Source organism: Ruegeria lacuscaerulensis (assembly GCF_013034745.1).
Lineage (GTDB): Bacteria > Pseudomonadota > Alphaproteobacteria > Rhodobacterales > Rhodobacteraceae > Ruegeria > Ruegeria lacuscaerulensis_B.
Window position 1 is genome coordinate 378,060 of the sequence record NZ_WQGP01000001.1, and the last position, 16,424, is coordinate 394,483.

Here is a 16,424-nt window from a genome sequence, read left to right on the forward strand (position 1 = left end):
CCGGCTCGATTTCGGCGGATCAGGTTCTAAATCCGACATAGCCTGTCGCAGACAGAGCGGCCAGTCTTCCCTGTTCGGGGCTTGCTTGAGGCAACGCGAACACAAGGGGACGGTCCGATGGCAGATACGACAAAGCGCAGACGCCGCAGTGGAGGGCGCGCGGGGGCTGCTGAACGCCGAGGCTCGGCCGTAATCGACCAGATGCCGTGGAACCCTCCGGTCAATACGGATGCACCGACCGAGCCGCTTGGTCCTGAGGGGATTGAAGCGATCCACGAGGGGGCGATGCGCATTCTCGAAGAGATCGGTATTGAATTCTACAACGAGGAAGCCATCGGCATACTGCGTCAGGCAGGCTGCACCATTGACGGCGACAATGTCCGCATGGGGCGCGATTTTGTGATGGAGATGGTGGGCAAGGCTCCGTCATCCTTTACCATCACGCCGCGTAATCCGGCACGCCAGATTGAAATCGGTGGGCGCAATCTGCTGTTCGGCAATGTCTCGTCCCCGCCCAACTATTGGGATATGGAGATCGGCACGAAAGTGCCCGGCAATCGCGAAATGTGTCGGAACCTTTTGAAACTGACGCAATATTTCAACTGCATTCACTTTGCGGGCGGTTATCCGGTGGAACCAGTCGACATCCACGCCAGCGTGCGCCATCTGGATGTGCTCTATGACAAGCTGACCCTGACCGACAAGGCGATGCACGCCTATTCACTGGGCAAGGAACGGGTCGAGGACGTGATGGAGATGGTGAGGATCGCAGGCGGTCTAAGCCATGAGGAATTCGAGGCGACGCCCCGGATGTATACCAACATCAACTCGACCTCGCCGTTGAAACATGACCACCCGATGATTGACGGCTGCCTACGTCTGGCACGGCGGGGGCAGGCGATTGTGGTGACGCCCTTTACGCTGGCTGGCGCGATGGCCCCGGTTACAATGGCGGGCGCGGTCGCGCAATCTCTGGCCGAGGCGCTCTGCGCGATTGCGCTGTTCCAATATGTCCGTCCCGGCATTCCCTGCGTGATCGGAACCTTTACCTCGAACGTGGATATGAAATCTGGCGCGCCGGCGTTCGGAACACCGGAATATATGCGCTCGACCCAGATGACCGGCCAGATGGCACGGTTTTACGGCCTACCCTTGCGGTCCTCGGGCGTGTGTGCGGCAAACGTGCCAGATGGGCAATCGGTTTGGGAAACGTCGAACTCACTGTGGGCGGCGGTGCAGTCAGGGACCAATATAGTCTACCACGCCGCAGGTTGGCTTGAGGGAGGGCTGATCGCCAGCCCGGAAAAGTTCATTATGGATTGCGAAGTTTTGCAGCAAATCCAAAGGTATATGCAGCCCGAGATCACGGCGACCGGGCCGGATGAGATTGCGTTGGATGCGATCCGTGCGGTCGGCAATGACGGGCATTTCTTTGGCATCCAGCACACGCAGGACCGTTACACTACGGCATTCTACCAACCTTTCCTCAGCGACTGGAAGAATTTCGAAGGGTGGAACGTAGCGGGTGGTATCTGGACTGCAGAACGCGCCCATCACATGTTCAAAGAGATCATCACCAGCTTTGAACCCCCACCGATGGACGAAGGTATCCGACAGGAACTGGCGGAATTCGTTGAACGCCGAAAGGCCGAGGGCGGAGCACCGACCGATTTCTAGCAGTTTAGAAAGAGATTCCAGTTTGATACTCGATTGGATTGTCCATATCCGAAGCTGCGTTTTGGCGATTTGTTAAGGATTCGTCGGTCAGACTACGTGTGAAACCAAGCTGGGGCTTTGTCATGCATGGTCTGATCAATCGAGCGGTCCAATCCTTCGTTTGCGCGACATACGGGCAATCCTGCTGGCTGCACGTGACCGAAGTCGCAGAACTTGGCTTTTCCGAGTTTGAGGCGATGTTGGTCTATGACGATGACGTCAGCGCGCGCATGCTGGAGATATTGTGCGCTAAACTCGATCGCCCGCGCGCCGAACTGCTAGAGGATTTGGGGACCTACCTAGTCTCTCACCCCAACATGGAAGATCTACGACGCCTGCTGCGGTTTGGCGGAGTGACGTATGTCGAATTTCTGCATTCACTTGATGACCTTTCTGATCGGGTTCGCCTTGCGGTCTCGGACCTGCGTTTGCCCGAACTAGAACTAAGCGAGATGTCGCCAACCGAGTTCCAGCTTCTGTGTCATCCGGGTTTGCCCGGATATTCCAGCGTGATGGTGGGCGTGCTCCGCGCGGTTGCGGATGACTATGGCGCATTGGCCATTCTTACCCATGAGGGGCAAAGGGGGGACGCCGAAGTCATTTCGATCATCCTGGTTGAAAGCGCCTTTGCTCAAGGCCGACAGTTTGAGTTGGGGGCGCGAAAAGCATGATGAGCAATGTCGAATTGGCCGGGTTGCTGGACACGCTTTGCCCGATGTTCGTTCTCGTCGATCGAGACGGACGCATTCAGCGTGTGGGGCCGACCGTTCAAAAACTTCGGCCGGATACACCGATGCGTGGGCAGGCTTTCCTGGACGTTTTCGAACTGGTTCGACCACGAAAGGTGACAACCTTGTCGGCCTTGCTTTCTCTGGCCGGGGCAAAACTGCACCTCAAGCTGCATGACAGGCCGCGTACGGCCCTTAAAGGCTTGGTCGCGCCCTTGCCGAACGATATGGGGGCGGTCGTGAACCTGTCCTTCGGAATTTCGATCCTGGATGCGGTACGGGACTATGCGCTGACCAGTGCCGATTTTTCCGGCACAGATCTTGCGATTGAACTGCTCTATCTGGTCGAAGCCAAATCCGCCGCGATGGAGGCGTCCCGTTCACTAAACCTGCGCCTGCAGGGCGCGATGCTTGCGGCCGAGGAGCAGGCCTATACCGATATGTTGACCGGCCTCAAGAACCGCCGTGCGATGGATGTGGTGTTGGGGCATCTGGTCTCGGGCAATGGACCATTTGCGCTAATGCATCTGGATCTGGACTATTTCAAATCAGTCAATGACCGGTTTGGCCATGCCGCTGGGGATTATGTTCTGAAACAGGCCGCGCGCATCATGATGGAAGAGACGCGTGCAGATGACACCGTCGCGCGCGTCGGGGGGGATGAATTCGTAATCATGTTCAAAGGCTTGGTCGATGAGGCTGTACTGTCCGCGATCGCGATCCGACTGATCGAGCGGTTGCAACATCCCATAAGTTTTGAAGGGTCAACCTGCTGCATATCGGCCAGTATCGGAACCGCGCTTTCCACGCAATTTCACTCCCCCAAACCTGCCGAGATTTTGAACGCCGCCGATCAGGCCTTGTACGAGGCCAAGCGAAAAGGCAGGTCTCGTCACTGCTTGTTCTCATCACTGGCGCACAAGGCGATGCCTCCGCAATAGCAGGCGTCAGGTAGAAAGAAACGCCTTGCTGAGGGTCGCGGCGATATGGCGTTGAATGCCGGGAAGCTCTCCGACGACGGGTAGGGTGTCGCCCTGAAAGGCAGCCTTTTCCAATTCTTGCGGGATGTCCTCTAGAACGTGTCCGCCAGTGCAGGCAAAAAACGGCAAACAAATTGCTTGCGCACCCGCTTTTGATGCGGCGTCAGATATGGAAGGGGGCTCTTCGACAAAACCGACGCGAAGAGATTTGAACGGTAAAGTTTGACCCAAAGCCTCGGCGAAGTGCAAAGCCACGGCAGAGGGGTTGCGGCTGCGGCCGGACCCGTGGGCGGCGAGAACAAAATCGGTCTCTGTGGCCTGCCACTGACGCTGCGCAAGAGCCTCGGTCAGAGCCTGTGCCACAAGGTTGGGCATTTCGGGGTCTACTCCCAGCGGGTCCAGAATACGAAGGGGGCGTTCGTCCAACCGCTTGGGCAACGCGCTGGTCACGAACCACCCCTTGGCCATGAAGAGCGGAAAGAGAACGGTATCGTCCGGTAGCTTTTGCAGGCAGGATTCGAACTGTCCCGGTGCGGCCAGCGTGGCGGAAACCACCGTGATATCCGGGCACAGCGCATCGACGCTACGGGCATAGTCTGCCAATGCGGCCTCGGCCGGTTCCGGGTCAGAGGGTTGGCCATGGGCGACGATGACGGCATGCGGCATAAGTACGATCCTTGTTGCGTGACCGGATAGGTGTGTTTGTACAACCCAAAGTCAACCGGAAACCAAATGCTCTATCCCAGCAGAGCAAGCCACAGCCATACCGTCAGGATCGACGAGGCAGTACCGATCAGCACCGATGAGGCCGCGACCCGTCGCGCGCGCCCATACATATTGGCAAAGATATAGGCGTTGAACCCCGGTGCCATGGCCGCGTTCAGCACGCCCGAGCGGAACAGATCCTGCGGCAGCCCGACGCTTGATCCGAATAGCCAGACCAGACTTGGATGCAGCAGCAGCGACACACCGCAAACATAGGCGATGGTGCGCAGATCGCCCTCGGGCCGATATTTGACAAGAACGCCGCCCAAGGCAAACAAGGCTCCGGGCAAGGCGGCGCGGGTGATCAGGCCAAGGGCGTCATCGACCACTCCGGGCACGCCAACCCCGGACAGGTTGATTATGAATCCCGATGCGATCCCCAGGATCAGCGCATTTCGGAACATCGCTGACAAGACCGAACGGAACATATGCGTGCCACCGTTGCCGCGACTGCGAATGACCTCCATCACTGTGATGCCGATGCCATAGCAAAACGGCGCATGGAAGGCGATGATAGCATAGTTCCCGGCCAGGTTTTCAGGGCCATAAGCGCGCTCGGTAATCGGCAGGCCCAGCAGGACCGAGTTCGAGAACAAGCAGCAGAAGCCGATCGCGACGCAATCCTCCCACTCGCGCCGGAAGATCAGGCGCGCGCCGAACAGGCCGGCGCAGAAACATAGGCCCGCAGCGGTGTAGAAACTGAACAGCAGACGCGGGTCGAAACTGGCGCTGAGGTCCAGATTGGCGATGGCCAGAAACAGCAAGCAGGGAATGGCGAAGCCCTGGGTGAACTTCATCAGCCCGTCGATATGGACCTCTTTGAAATACCCCAACCGGGTCGAGGCATATCCCGCGCCGATCACCAGAAATACTGGCAGGATAACGTCGATCAGGCTTTGCAGCATGGTGCCATCCGGTGAGATATTGCGGCAGGCACCACCGACATTTTACAGCGCCTGATGGATCACCATGCCATCATAGGCCGGGGTGATGTGGTCGGCGGTTTCGGCCTTGACCGTGGCATAGTCCATGTCGATATGCATATTGGTCAGCACCGCGCGCTTCGGCTCGAGCTGTTCGATCCAGCCGAGCGTCTTTTCCAGATGCGCGTGAGTTGGGTGCGGCGTGCGGCGCAGCGCGTCGATGACCAAACAGTCCAGCCCTTGCAGCGCAGGCCACGCGTCGTCATAGATCTCGGCCACGTCTGGCAAATAGACCAGTCCGCCAATCCGAAAGCCCAACGCGTCGATCGAGCCGTGATTAACCTTGAACGGCTGCAATGGGATCGGGCCGCCGGGGCCGTCGATCTCAAACGGGCCACTGATGGTTTTCAGATCAAGGATCGGCGGGTAGGGCGAGCTGTCAGGCTGGATGAACGCATATCCGAACCGTCCCAGCAGGTCGTTTTGCGTGTCACCGTCCGCCCAGACAGGTACGCGGGTGCGCATGTTGAACACGATCATGCGCAGGTCATCTATGCCGTGGACGTGGTCGGCATGGCTGTGGGTGTAGACCACCCCATCCAGACGCCCGGTGCCGGTATCCAGCAACTGGCTGCGCATATCCGGCGTGGTGTCGATCAGGACCGAGGTTGTGCCTTCGGGCCCATCGCGCTCTACCAGCATGGAACAGCGACGGCGGATGTTCTTGGGGTTTTCGGGGTCGCAATCGCCCCAATGCCCGCCCAGTCGAGGTACGCCACCGGAGGAACCGCAGCCCAGAATGGTGCAGCGCAGCTGGGTCATGCAGCCGCCTTGTAGGTTGCGGCTTTGGTGAACAGCCGCTCGAAATTCAGCTGGGTCTGAGCGGCGAACTCGGCATAGTCCATACCGAACACCTCGGCCCCTTTGCGGGCGGTATGGGCGGTATAGGCGGGCTCGTTGCGTTTGCCGCGGAACGGGGGCGGGGCCAGATAGGGCGCGTCGGTTTCGACCAGAACGCGATCGACTGGGGCGGTGGCAAAGATATCGCGCAGCTCCTGGCTTTTGGGGAAGGCGGCGATGCCGGACATGGACAGGTAAAAACCCAGATCCAGCGCGGCTTTGGCCAGTTCTGCCGATGAGGAAAAGCAGTGCATCACGCAGGAATAGGGCGCGTTGCGATGTTCCTCGGCCAGAATGCGGGCCATGTCCTCGTCCGCCGCGCGGGCGTGAATAATCAGGGGTAGGCCGGTGCGCTGGGCCGCCTCGATATGGACACGCAGAGATTGTTTTTGCACTTCGGCGCTGTCGGCGGTGTAATGGTAATCCAGCCCGGTCTCACCAATACCGACGAATTTCGGGTGCTGGGACAGTGCGACCAGTTCGTCTACGGTTGCCATCTGCTCATCCGCAGCGCTCATGGGGTGGGTGCCGGCGGCGTAGAAGACGGGGGCGTGGGCTTCAGCTATCGCGCGGACGCTGGGTTCATTGCGCAGCTTGGTGCAGATTGTGACCATACGGGTTACGCCCGCGTCAATCGCATTGGCGACGATCTGGTCCAACTGGCCTTCGAAATCGGGGAAGTCCAGATGGCAATGGCTGTCGGTGATCTGGGGGGTGTCGCTCATCTGCTCTGACCGGCGGTTTCCTGTATCTTGAACACCGTATCTAGGACCAGAGCCGCAGGGTCAAGGTTCACCGCCTGACCATGGCGTGCGCGGGCTGTGATTGTCGCAGCCACCTCAGCCCATTTGCGGGCCTGATGGGGGGATTGGGATAGGCGCGACAGGATTTCGGCCTCATGCGGGGCGGCTTCGGGCAGGGGGGCTGCGCCGGTCGCTCCGGTCAGGGCAAGGCGCGACAGGGCCACGTCGATCAGGGTTAAAAGCAGCTCGAACCTCTCAGCCGCGCCGCGCTGGGCGGCGGCCTCGGCCAGTTTCAGGGCGCGTTGACGGTCCATGCGGGGCAGGGTGCCGAGGATGGCGATGAACTCGGCGTAAATCTCTAACCCGCCCAGGTTAATCAGACGCACCGCGTCCCCGACAGAGCCAGCGGCAAGGGCGGCCAGATGATCTGGTTGCGTAGGCATTTCGGCTCCGGTTTGGGCCAGTGCGGACTGCATATCGTCAGCCCCTAACGGGGATAGGCGCAGGGTTCGACAGCGCGACCGGATTGTTGGCAACAGTCGCGAGGGCTGGTGCGAGATCAACAGCAGCGTCGTACGCGCGGGCGGTTCTTCCAGCATTTTCAACAGGGCGTTGGCGGCGCTGACATTCATCTCATCAGCCGCGTCTACGATGACCACGCGCCGCCCGCCATCGGCCGAGGACAGGCCGAAGAACTTGCCCAGCTTGCGGATGTCATCCACCACGATCTCACTCCGCAGCCGCCCTTGATCGTTCAGCGTTCGGGTAATGGCGGCCAGGCCGGGTTCGGCCCCGGCCTGAATGCGGTGGGCGACGGGGTGGTCGGGGTCGATCGCGAGCGTCTCAGGGGGCGGGGGCGCGCCGAACAGCCCGTCATCCTCAGCCGGAGGGGTCGCCAGCAGGAACCGCGCGATCTGCCACGCAAGCGTAGCTTTGCCCACCCCGCGCGGGCCGGTCAGCAGCCAGCCGTGGTGCAGACGGTCCGAGGTGTAGGCGTTCAGAAAGGCCTGTTCGGCCTCGGCCTGCCCGAACAAGGTCGCGGTTTCGCGCGGATGCGGGGCACCGGGGGCCTGATCCGGGGTCGGGGTGTCGTCGCTCATGGGTCGTCCGTCACAAGGATTGCAGGACGATATCTGTCACATCGCGGGCCACACTGTCCATGTCCCGGTTGCCATCGATCACGCGAAAACGGTCCGGGAACTCATCGGCCAGCGCCAGAAACCCTGCGCGCATCTTTTGCTGCAACTCCAGGCCGAAATCCTCGAACCGTTCCTCGGTGCCTTGCCGCCCCTTGGCGCGAGACAGGCCGATTTCGGGGTCCATGTCGATCAGCAGTGTCAGGTTGGGTTCGCGCCCGATCATCAGCTTGTGCAACTGATCCACCACAGGGCGCAGATTGCCACGTGACATGCCCTGATACATGCGCGTGCTGTCGGCGAACCGGTCGCAGATCACGACTTTTCCAGCCGCCAGCGCGGGTTCAATGGTTCGTTCCAGATGGTCGCGGCGGGCGGCAGTGAACAGCAGCAGCTCTGTCTCGGCTGACCAGCGGTCGGGATCACCTTCCAATACCAGCCTGCGGATTTCCTCGGCCCCGGCTGAACCGCCGGGTTCGCGGGTCAGAACAACGTCGCGGCCCAATCCGCGCAAGTGATCGGCCAGCATACGCGCCTGCGAGGACTTGCCCGACCCATCAATGCCTTCAAATGTCAGAAACACGCGGTGCCCTTGTCAAAATGCGTCCAGAGGGTTGCCGATCACATCGGTCAGAACGATCCCTCCGACGGTCATCATCCGAACCAGAAAACCACCCGCGGCCACATCCTGTACCGCGACCAGAGGACGCCGAATTTCGGGCAGACCTTCAGGCTTGATGACCAGTTCGGCCAGTTTCTGACCCTTGGCAATCGGAGCGTTGATCGGGCCGTCATAGACGACCTCGGCAGCCACGTTTTCGTCGCCCAGAACCGGCAGTAGGATGTTCAGATCGTCTTCGGGTACAAGGCCAACCGTCCTTTGCGCCCCCATCCAAACTTCGGCCTCGGCTATCGGCGCGTCTTTGTTGGCAATTGTCCTCTCGACAAAATTTCGAAACGACCAGTTAACCACGGACTCAGCCTCCTCTGCACGCGTGGCGGTGCTATCCAGACCGGTGAGCACGAAGATCACCCTGCGGTCCCCCTGTTTGGCCGAGCCGACAAGGCCATAGCCTGCCTCTTGCGTGTGGCCAGTCTTCAGGCCGTCCGCGCCTATCCCCAGTTTCAGTAGCGGATTGCGGTTGCGCTTGTTTGAGGGCGCGCGGCCATCGAATTCAAACTCTTCCTCGGCGAACAGAGGATAGTATTCAGGAAAATCACTGATCAGGCGATCTGCCAGAACGGCCAGATCGTGGACTGACATCATGTGACCGGCAGCGGGCCAGCCGTTGGAATTGGCAAAGGTAGAATTGTCCATGCCCAGCTGTTTCGCGCGCTGCGTCATGTAGCGGGCAAACCCGGCCTCGGTCCCGTCGGGGCTGAGCGCCTCGGCGATCACCACGCAGGCATCGTTGCCCGACAGCACGATGATACCGCGCAGCAAATCCTCGACTGTGACGCGATCCAATGTGTTCAGGAACATGGTCGAGCCACCATAGCTCATGGCGTGTTCGGAAACGGGTAGGGTCTCATCCAACGTCAGACGTCCGTCGCGCAGGGCCTCGAAGGCCACATACAGTGTCATGAGTTTGGACATCGACGCCGGGGGCAGGGGCTGATCGGCGTCTTTGGATAGAAGGACCGTGCCGGTCGTCTGATCCATCACATAGGCCGCCCTGGCCGTCGTATCGAAAGCCTGGGCGGGCAGAGCAAACATTGCCAGTCCGAGGGTCAGAACAGTTGAGCGTAGTGAGGACAGCATAGCGGCACCTCCTTTCGGGTTCAGTTTTTGACGGTGAAGGCGTCTGAAAAGCCCAGATCCTTGACATCGCGATGAATGGCATTGCGCTCGGCCCGCGTGGACGCGGGGCCAACCACCACGCGCCAGACGATCTTGTCATCGGTCTTCAATTCTCGCACCTCGGCGCTCAGACCGTTCCTGCGGATCTTGTCGGCGGCGCTTTTGGCATTGGCTTCGACCCCGAACGTACCCACCTGCACATATGGTTTTGACAGCGGGCCGGAAGCTGGGGCTTCGGCCGCCACAGGAGTCGGGTCCGAGGCTTCAATCGCCGCTGCGGCGCCCTCAATCGGGTCCAAGGGCGTTTCGGTGATTTCATCGACCTCTTTCTTCTGCCACCACTTCCGTTTTGGTGCGGCATCGGCGGGAGGTATCACTTCGGGGTCAGTCAGAGACGGCGCAGCCGCAGCGGCTGCAGCGACCTCGGCTGTGTCGGCGGCCGTTTCGGTCGCTGTATCAACCGCCGTATCTGCGGCATCGGCGGTTGCCGCGCCAGCAGCAGCGGCAGCCCCTGCGACGGCTGCGGTTTCCTTCTTTTGCCACCATTTGCGCTTGGGTTTGTCTTCAACCGCCGCCTCGCCATCGGCTTCGACGTCAACCGCCGCGCTTTCAACCACTTCCTGCTCGGGCTCGGCGGCGGGTTCTTCCGCAGCTTCGGGTTCAGGTTCGGCTGCGACAGGCTCTACCGGTTTGCGACGCAGAGCGACAACGTCCACTCGCGTGGGCGCGCCGGCCAAAATACCCAGCTTCTCGGCGGCAGCGGAAGAAAGCTGCAACGCGGGACCAGGAAGGTTGCGTTCGCGGCGGAACAGGGCGCCTGTGGTGGACTTGTTATTTGCGGTGTTTGTTATGCGTACACGTTCGGGCTGGGTAACATCCGGGTGCGCGACCCAGATACCGCCCAATGACGGGCGTCCATCCCACAACCCGGCTTCGGTGACGTTGAAAACCTCGGGGGCTTCGACATCCTCGCGTGTGTTTCCGGTCGCATCGGGAAACAGCTCTACCGAGTCACTGCCGCGCGGACTGCTGTCCGCGTCCGAAGAAGCCTCATCCGAAGACAGCGTTTCGTCGCAACCTACAAGAACTGTAAGCGCCACAGCAAAAACCACCAACGCCCGCGGTTTTGCGCGTGTCACAATCGCTCGATCCATTATCTCATCCCTTGCCTGAAAGGGCTTGGTTCACAATGCCCCACTGCCGTTTGCCGGTTCTCAAAGGCCAGCGTGTTTCGGTCTTTTCACCGTTGATCATAACCCGAGCAAAGGAGCATGGAAAGTCTGCTGGACAGGCTTGAGCAAGTTTTCCCTATTTGCACTTGCCACCGGTTTCGCTTGGCCTTAGACCCAGCCCCACGCGGGGAGGTGGCAGAGTGGTCGAATGCGGCGGTCTTGAAAACCGTTGGGCGTGAGAGCGTCCCCAGGGTTCGAATCCCTGTCTCCCCGCCACTCATGATACATCTTGGACGAATTGAACGACGAAAAGCCGGGCAAACCTGTGGTCAGCCCGGCCTTGCGAGATTTTTCAGTTTCAGAAGAAAGGGTTCAGCCGAACCTGACCAAAGGGCCATCCTGAATTTCTGAAAGTTCAACAGCCTTGTCGATCAGGAACAGAGCTTCCATCTTCGACGAAGCATTCAGCGAGACGTCCTCACCGACGTGGTATGATATACCCGCATTAGCCAGAAGCTCTCCGGCGTCGGTGCCAGGCAGGCGTGACAGGCGCAAGCTCAGTTCTTGCGCGTTCAGGCCCTTTTTGCGGTCGTGAATCAGAAGGAACACACCATTGCCCCAATAGGTCGCGAAGTTGCGGCCATCCTTGGAGGATGTCAGTAGCGCCTCGCCTGCAACCGCCATGATCTCGCGGAATTCGGTTGATGTGCTGAGGCCGAAGATCTCTTCGACTTCGTTGACCTTGATGGCCAGCATTTTGGACGTTCTGGCGTGCATGGTTGCCAGTTGAACCACGTAATTTTCGAACTCGGCCAGACCGATGCAGCCAGGCAGATCGCCGAAATAGAGCGGATCGCTCAGGCGGAAATTCGGATTCACCTCGGAATCGTTTTGCGCGTAGACATCCGCCTCGAGCACTTCGATCGCGGCACGCCGTTCGGCAGCCAGTCGATACGCATCCGAAAGACGCTGTTTTAGGTCGGCAAACTCGAACGGTTTGGTGACATAGTCCGTGGCGCCAACCTCGAACGCTTCGTCGATATACTGTTTCTGCACCATGGCGGTGACCATGATAATTGGGGTAAAGCGATAATCCGGCAGTTTGCGCGCTTCTTCGCACAAAGTAATACCGTTCATCTCGGGCATTTGCACATCAAGCAGCAGACAGTCGAATACCTGATCCGTTTCGGACAGGACTTTAATCGCCTCTTGACCGCTGCGCGCGGTTACCACGTCTTCATAACCGAAGGCGCCCAATACACAGATCAACAGCTCAAGAATGCTTGGGTCGTCGTCTACGGCAAGTATACGCATAACAAATCACCAGGTTTTGCCACCGAACCATCCTTTTGCTTTGCAGACTTCCGGCAAAGGACGGCAGGCGAGTGGATTTTCAGGTGCGTTCAGGCTGTCCGAGAAAAACGGCAAAAGATTGACGGGTCAGAGGCACCTATGTGTCCGATTAATCATTTTTTCATTAAGCGCGGATTTAATGAACATTAGGATCAACATGGAATTTGCCAATCATTTCGACCGCTCGGGTAGGAACTTTCTCACCCTGTTGCAACGGAGTTGACGTGTCGTGATCGCGAAAAATTCATGTTTGCCGCTCCAAGTTCCACCCAGTTAGTTGGAAAACCCAGAAAATTCTCTTGTGTTCAAAGAGTTGTGAGCGGCAAACTGTCTGCATCTGGCGCAGGAAATCCACAAAAAAATCAAACAAAATGGCGAATAAACTAAAATTTAGCAGCCAAAAATGAAGGGTGGAGGTGAATTGGCCACACATGGGCTTCAATCATAAGGCGAACAGCACTAAGTTGTAGACTTGGTGTTCGGCATCTTGGCATAAGTGTGTCAAAAATAAGAGCAAAATATGGATCGACCACTCCAGTACGAGCAGGCCTACCCGGCGTCCAAAGTTTTTCCGGACCTTGAGCCTGCCAATGACGCTGCGGCTGCGCCCAAGCCTGCGCCGCGGCGACGGTTGTTTTCGCTCAAGCGAAGCCAGCCGTCCCGTCAGGAAAAGCTGGGTGAGATTCGTGCGACGACGATGAGTTTTCGCAACATGCATGAATATGGCACGCTGCTGTCCAAGTATCTGGAAACCCGCAAGTCGATTTTCATCGACCGCCTGAACTGGCAGATCGGGCAGGTAGATGGCATGGAGTTCGATCAATACGACACACCCGCCTGTCGCTGGGTCGTTCTGCATGAATTCGGCGAGGTTCTGGGCGGCGTGCGCCTTTTGCCGACAACCGCGCGCTGCGGGATTTACTCCTATATGTTGCGGGATGCGCAGCAGGGGAATTTGCCGGGTATGCCAACGGATGTCCTTTTTTTCGAGGCTCCAGTTGCCCCCAATGTCTGGGAGGCATCGCGGTTTTTCATCACCGACAGCGTGCCGTCCTCACGTCGTATGGCCGTGCAACAAGAGTTGTTCTATCAAATGACTGTGACAGCCGCCGAGGGTGGAGCGACGCGCATTCTTGGAATTGTACCGTCAGTCTGGGCGCGCTGGTCGCGGCGGCTTGGGGTAGGGGCCGCGCCGGTTGGGGCGAAGTTCTCGATCGAAGGGACCTATAGCCAGTCGGTCTTGTTCAATATCAATCGGCAATCGCCATAGAGCGCGGTTAAGGTGCTGGAAAGCATGTTAAACACGGGGTTGGCCTGCGTGTTCCTTGTCTCTTGATGCGAGGCCCGTGGCCGGTTTTGACAAAATAAGGCCCAGAAATGAACACGTTTCGCGGCGTTTTTTACCGTTTTCGCCGCGGTTTTGTCCTAGTCGTTCAATAGGTTGGGACCGTTAAACAAGTTGAAAACGGTTTACCAGTCATGAAACACTCCAACCCGGACAGTGAACAGTTCCAGCGGAAACTGGAAATCCGCGCGTTGCAAAAGACCAAGCTGCGCGTCTTGGTGGTTGATGATGAACCCAGCATTCTGGAGCTGTTGCAGGCCGCGCTGGCCGAGTTTGAGAATTGTGATATTTCAGCTGCATCCTCGGCCACTGAAGCCCTGGCGCTGATCGAAGCCACCGGAACGCCGTTTGACTGTTTCCTGCTGGATATTCAAATGCCCGGTATTAACGGAATCGAATTGCTGCGGCGTATTCGACAAATGCCCGAACATGCCGATGCGCCGGCGATCATGCTGACCGCGATGAGCGATAGAAAACATGTGGAAGAAGCGTTTCTGGAAGGCGCGTTCGACTATGTTACCAAACCGTTTGATTTCTTCGAGCTGCGCAGCCGGATGAACGCGGCGCATCTTTTGATGCAAGAACGTATCAAGGCGCGCCGCAGCTCGGCGTCGGTGCAGAGCCTTCGGGCTGAACTTGACAGCACACAGCAGTTCAGCTTTGATGATCCATTGTCAATCGACGGGCTCGAACGGTGCCTGCGATATGTTGAGTTCGACAATTACATCGAACAACTTTCGCGAGGATGTCTGTACGATTCATGGGTCGTTGCCGTCAAACTTCAGGACGCTGACTTCCGGTTCGATCTTAACGATTTCAGTGCGTTCCGCCGGGCGATTTCCGATTTGGGACGCTCCATCGAAAAGACGACCAAGCTATCGCAAGCAGTGTTCTCGTACCGGGGCAGCGGCGTGTTTCTCGTCGTCGTGCATGGCCGCGAGGCCGCATCCGACCTGCCTGCCGAAGAAGAATTGAACCAGCTTTTTGGCGCGATGCTGGCGGACCGAGGTGTCTCGGGGTCGGTTCGGGCTGTCAAAGGAGCCGCTATTGCCATGCGGTCTATTTCCAAGTCAGGGGCATTCTCAGCAATGAATAACGCGATCGAAAAGGTGCAGGAACGGGAAGTGGCCCTTCGCAAGGTCGAAGCGCCCGAGGCAGAACTGCGCAGCAAATCTAACGTGGTGAAGATGGACAAGCCACGTACCAGCCTGTTCGAGACCGTTTTGCAGGAGATGTACGGCAGCCAGACCTATCTGGCCCGCAAGTAAGGCTTGGGCCTCAGGCGCGGGCCGCGTTCAACATCATGGGACCGCTGGTGCGCATGGTGAACGTCAGGACCGGCTCGGGCATCGGAGCCGATGACATCGAGAAATGAACGTCTCGCAGAACCGACGCCATCAGAACCATAATCTCGGTCTCGGCATATTGCGCGCCAATACAGATGCGAGGGCCATCACCGAAGGGGATATATTGCCCACGCGGAGGCGGAGCACCCAAAAAGCGTTGGGGTCTGTACTGATCAGGCTCTTCCCACAGCTTTTCATTGCGGTGAAGTGAATAGACCGGGAAAAACAACGCGTCACCTGGTTCGATCTTGATCCCTTTGATCTCCACCGCTTCCTCAGCATCGCGCGCAAAAAACGCGGCCGAAGGGTATAGGCGCAACGTCTCTTTGATATGCGCGCGCAACAGCGGCATGTGCTCGAGATGCGAGAATTCGATTTTGTCTTCAGGGCAGGCTGTTCGAATCTCATCCCGGATTCTGTGCTGCATCTCGGGGTAGAGCGCCAGCAGGTAGTATCCCCAAGCCATCGCATTGGCCGAAGTCTCATGCCCCGCGACAACAAAGGTCAGCAGGTTGTCGACCGTGGTTTCCAGATCTTCGAAGTCTTCCTTAAGCGCGTTGATCATCAGGTCTAGGAAATCTTGCGGCTCCTCTCGGCCTTCGGCGCGGCGCTGCTCGATCACAGTGCGTGCCAAATCGCGCATCGTAGTGACGGGGGCGGTGCTGCGCAGCCATTTGCGGCGGGGCAGCCATTTGGGCAGGCCCATCAGGTCGAACAGAGAAATATCGGAAATATAGTTAAAATAGGCGATCAAACCCACGCGGATTTGTTCGGAGCTGACCTCTTCATTGCCGGAAAAGATCACACGAGAGATATTCGTCAGCGTCGAAGCCGGTGCGACCTGCGCTATGTCCACAGGACCTTCGTTCTCAGCTAACGACGCGGCGATCTCGGAGCCAGTTTCGGCAAAGTGGCGCGACAAGACAGGCAAGTTCCGGGCCGCGAAAAGCGGCGAGTAGCGCTGTCGTTGTTTGCGCCATTTCTCACCTTCGGACAGGATCAGACCATTGCCAACGGCGGAGCCGATGATGTCTTTGGTGAACTTGGCCTTTGGAAAACGGCGGCCTTTGCCAACAAGCAATTCGGTCACCATTTCGGGGTCGCATATATAATGGATGTTCAACGGACCACGCACATAGGTCTGCTGAATCGTCTCAATCGGGATAACCTCAAGCATGTTGCGCCCGGCTGATCGGGCGAATTGCAACAACGATACGGGCTTTTCTGCTAGTCGGGCCGAAACCGGTGTCACGTCGGCCTGCCTCATTTCCTGCATACCAATTGCGGTCATGCTGCTCATCCTTCAGGTTCATTGGCCCCTGGGCAGAAACATTTAGTGTCAAAACGCGCAAAGAATCAATGAAATCGTTAACTTACCGCCATGTGTTTCCGGACTGTGTCATATTAGACTCCGTCACTGATGCTGATATGAGAACAGTGACTATTAACAATACACATCGCGTTTTGAGACTATTGCCAAACTGTGAACCAATTTCGGACCAACTGCGTCCTCATT

General features: G+C 58.2%; 15 protein-coding genes and 1 tRNA gene. 6 read left to right on the plus strand and 10 right to left on the minus strand.

Annotated features, from left to right (window positions below):
• Positions 1 to 117 precede the first annotated feature (117 nt).
• The 3 genes from GOV79_RS01875 (at position 118) to GOV79_RS01885 (ending at position 3,385) form a co-directional block, all read left to right on the plus strand.
• Complete coding sequence (locus GOV79_RS01875) at positions 118 to 1,677, plus strand: trimethylamine methyltransferase family protein (RefSeq protein WP_170769296.1); 1,560 nt, start codon at positions 118 to 120, stop codon at positions 1,675 to 1,677.
• A gap of 122 nt (positions 1,678 to 1,799) precedes the next feature.
• Complete coding sequence (locus GOV79_RS01880; RefSeq protein ID WP_170788391.1) at positions 1,800 to 2,387, plus strand: heme NO-binding domain-containing protein; 588 nt, start codon at positions 1,800 to 1,802, stop codon at positions 2,385 to 2,387.
• Positions 2,384 to 3,385: a GGDEF domain-containing protein gene (locus GOV79_RS01885; RefSeq protein ID WP_170788392.1), complete on the plus strand. Its 1,002-nt coding sequence runs from the start codon at positions 2,384 to 2,386 to the stop codon at positions 3,383 to 3,385. Before GOV79_RS01880 ends, GOV79_RS01885 begins: the two co-directional genes overlap by 4 nt.
• Before the next feature lie 6 nt (positions 3,386 to 3,391).
• Here the strand turns inward: GOV79_RS01885 and GOV79_RS01890 are convergent, their stop codons facing one another.
• From GOV79_RS01890 to GOV79_RS01925, 8 genes are all read right to left on the minus strand, one after another.
• A complete protein-coding gene (locus GOV79_RS01890) occupies positions 3,392 to 4,090 on the minus strand; it encodes a CbiX/SirB N-terminal domain-containing protein (RefSeq protein WP_170769299.1) in 699 nt (232 codons plus the stop codon).
• Positions 4,091 to 4,161: 71 nt separating this feature from the next.
• The gene (locus tag GOV79_RS01895) at positions 4,162 to 5,094 is read right to left on the minus strand and encodes an AEC family transporter (protein WP_170788393.1); all 933 of its coding nucleotides are present in this window, start codon (positions 5,092 to 5,094) and stop codon (positions 4,162 to 4,164) included.
• A 42-nt stretch (positions 5,095 to 5,136) separates the two neighbouring features.
• Positions 5,137 to 5,934, minus strand: a complete 798-nt coding sequence (locus tag GOV79_RS01900; RefSeq protein ID WP_170769301.1) for an MBL fold metallo-hydrolase — start codon at positions 5,932 to 5,934, stop codon at positions 5,137 to 5,139.
• The gene (locus GOV79_RS01905) at positions 5,931 to 6,737 is read right to left on the minus strand and encodes a TatD family hydrolase (protein WP_170784261.1); all 807 of its coding nucleotides are present in this window, start codon (positions 6,735 to 6,737) and stop codon (positions 5,931 to 5,933) included. The genes GOV79_RS01900 and GOV79_RS01905 overlap by 4 nt, the downstream gene beginning before the upstream one ends.
• Positions 6,734 to 7,855: a DNA polymerase III subunit delta' gene (locus GOV79_RS01910; protein ID WP_170788394.1), complete on the minus strand. Its 1,122-nt coding sequence runs from the start codon at positions 7,853 to 7,855 to the stop codon at positions 6,734 to 6,736. Before GOV79_RS01910 ends, GOV79_RS01905 begins: the two co-directional genes overlap by 4 nt.
• A 10-nt stretch (positions 7,856 to 7,865) precedes the next feature.
• Positions 7,866 to 8,474, minus strand: coding sequence for a dTMP kinase (tmk, locus tag GOV79_RS01915; RefSeq protein WP_170788395.1), 609 nt, complete (start codon positions 8,472 to 8,474; stop codon positions 7,866 to 7,868).
• A 12-nt stretch (positions 8,475 to 8,486) separates the two neighbouring features.
• Entirely contained in the window at positions 8,487 to 9,653 is a 1,167-nt protein-coding gene (locus tag GOV79_RS01920) for a D-alanyl-D-alanine carboxypeptidase family protein (protein WP_170788396.1), read from the minus strand.
• Between the two features lie 20 nt (positions 9,654 to 9,673).
• Positions 9,674 to 10,846, minus strand: a complete 1,173-nt coding sequence (locus GOV79_RS01925) for an SPOR domain-containing protein (RefSeq protein ID WP_170788397.1) — start codon at positions 10,844 to 10,846, stop codon at positions 9,674 to 9,676.
• A 204-nt stretch (positions 10,847 to 11,050) separates the two neighbouring features.
• On the opposite strand from GOV79_RS01925, the gene GOV79_RS01930 reads away from it, so the two are divergent.
• A tRNA-Ser gene (locus tag GOV79_RS01930) sits at positions 11,051 to 11,140 on the plus strand.
• 96 nt (positions 11,141 to 11,236) lie between these two features.
• On the opposite strand, the gene GOV79_RS01935 is transcribed toward GOV79_RS01930, so the two are convergent.
• Positions 11,237 to 12,178 (minus strand): response regulator, encoded by a 942-nt coding sequence (locus tag GOV79_RS01935; protein WP_170769307.1) that lies wholly within the window; start codon positions 12,176 to 12,178, stop codon positions 11,237 to 11,239.
• A 559-nt stretch (positions 12,179 to 12,737) separates the two neighbouring features.
• Here GOV79_RS01935 and GOV79_RS01940 point away from each other — a divergent pair.
• Together GOV79_RS01940 and GOV79_RS01945 are read left to right on the plus strand one after the other, a co-directional pair.
• Entirely contained in the window at positions 12,738 to 13,487 is a 750-nt protein-coding gene (locus tag GOV79_RS01940) for an acyl-homoserine-lactone synthase (RefSeq protein WP_170769308.1), read from the plus strand.
• Between the two features lie 209 nt (positions 13,488 to 13,696).
• Positions 13,697 to 14,830: a response regulator gene (locus tag GOV79_RS01945; protein ID WP_170788398.1), complete on the plus strand. Its 1,134-nt coding sequence runs from the start codon at positions 13,697 to 13,699 to the stop codon at positions 14,828 to 14,830.
• A gap of 10 nt (positions 14,831 to 14,840) precedes the next feature.
• Here GOV79_RS01945 and GOV79_RS01950 read toward each other — a convergent pair whose 3' ends face one another.
• Positions 14,841 to 16,199: a cytochrome P450 gene (locus GOV79_RS01950; protein ID WP_170788399.1), complete on the minus strand. Its 1,359-nt coding sequence runs from the start codon at positions 16,197 to 16,199 to the stop codon at positions 14,841 to 14,843.
• Positions 16,200 to 16,424 lie beyond the last annotated feature (225 nt).

Excerpts from the sequence above, each read along its gene's own strand:
- GOV79_RS01875 (WP_170769296.1), top strand. The coding sequence starts at position 118 with ATGGCAGATACGACAAAGCGCAGACGCCGCAGTGGAGGGCGCGCGGGG.
- GOV79_RS01880 (WP_170788391.1), top strand. The coding sequence starts at position 1,800 with ATGCATGGTCTGATCAATCGAGCGGTCCAATCCTTCGTTTGCGCGACA.
- GOV79_RS01885 (WP_170788392.1), top strand. The coding sequence starts at position 2,384 with ATGATGAGCAATGTCGAATTGGCCGGGTTGCTGGACACGCTTTGCCCG.
- GOV79_RS01890 (WP_170769299.1), bottom strand. The coding sequence starts at position 4,090 with ATGCCGCATGCCGTCATCGTCGCCCATGGCCAACCCTCTGACCCGGAA.
- GOV79_RS01895 (WP_170788393.1), bottom strand. The coding sequence starts at position 5,094 with ATGCTGCAAAGCCTGATCGACGTTATCCTGCCAGTATTTCTGGTGATC.
- GOV79_RS01900 (WP_170769301.1), bottom strand. The coding sequence starts at position 5,934 with ATGACCCAGCTGCGCTGCACCATTCTGGGCTGCGGTTCCTCCGGTGGC.
- GOV79_RS01905 (WP_170784261.1), bottom strand. The coding sequence starts at position 6,737 with ATGAGCGACACCCCCCAGATCACCGACAGCCATTGCCATCTGGACTTC.
- GOV79_RS01910 (WP_170788394.1), bottom strand. The coding sequence starts at position 7,855 with ATGAGCGACGACACCCCGACCCCGGATCAGGCCCCCGGTGCCCCGCAT.
- GOV79_RS01920 (WP_170788396.1), bottom strand. The coding sequence starts at position 9,653 with ATGCTGTCCTCACTACGCTCAACTGTTCTGACCCTCGGACTGGCAATG.
- GOV79_RS01925 (WP_170788397.1), bottom strand. The coding sequence starts at position 10,846 with ATGGATCGAGCGATTGTGACACGCGCAAAACCGCGGGCGTTGGTGGTT.
- GOV79_RS01935 (WP_170769307.1), bottom strand. The coding sequence starts at position 12,178 with ATGCGTATACTTGCCGTAGACGACGACCCAAGCATTCTTGAGCTGTTG.
- GOV79_RS01940 (WP_170769308.1), top strand. The coding sequence starts at position 12,738 with ATGGATCGACCACTCCAGTACGAGCAGGCCTACCCGGCGTCCAAAGTT.
- GOV79_RS01945 (WP_170788398.1), top strand. The coding sequence starts at position 13,697 with ATGAAACACTCCAACCCGGACAGTGAACAGTTCCAGCGGAAACTGGAA.
- GOV79_RS01950 (WP_170788399.1), bottom strand. The coding sequence starts at position 16,199 with ATGACCGCAATTGGTATGCAGGAAATGAGGCAGGCCGACGTGACACCG.